At 48.8% G+C, this 418-nt stretch carries 1 rRNA gene; it reads left to right on the top strand.

Going from position 1 to position 418, the window contains the following annotated elements:
* Positions 1-418 (top strand): 16S ribosomal RNA (locus CIL05_RS21620); the annotation flags it as partial.

Here is a 418-nt window from a genome sequence, read left to right as displayed (position 1 = left end):
CAGGTAGACGTAACAGGATTAGATACCCTGGTAGTCCACGCCGTAAACGATGCTAACTCGTTTTTGGTTTTTCGGAATCAGAGACTAAGCGAAAGTGATAAGTTAGCCACCTGGGGAGTACGTTCGCAAGAATGAAACTCAAAGGAATTGACGGGGGCCCGCACAAGCGGTGGATTATGTGGTTTAATTCGATGATACGCGAGGAACCTTACCAAGGCTTAAATGGGAATTGATTGGTTTAGAAATAGACCGTCCTTCGGGCAATTTTCAAGGTGCTGCATGGTTGTCGTCAGCTCGTGCCGTGAGGTGTTAGGTTAAGTCCTGCAACGAGCGCAACCCCTGTCACTAGTTGCCATCATTCAGTTGGGGACTCTAGTGAGACTGCCTACGCAAGTAGAGAGGAAGGTGGGGATGACGT

Source organism: Virgibacillus profundi, from assembly GCF_002287375.1.
Lineage (GTDB): Bacteria > Bacillota > Bacilli > Bacillales > Amphibacillaceae > Virgibacillus_K > Virgibacillus_K profundi.
This window is presented reverse-complemented; position numbering and strand designations above follow the sequence as displayed.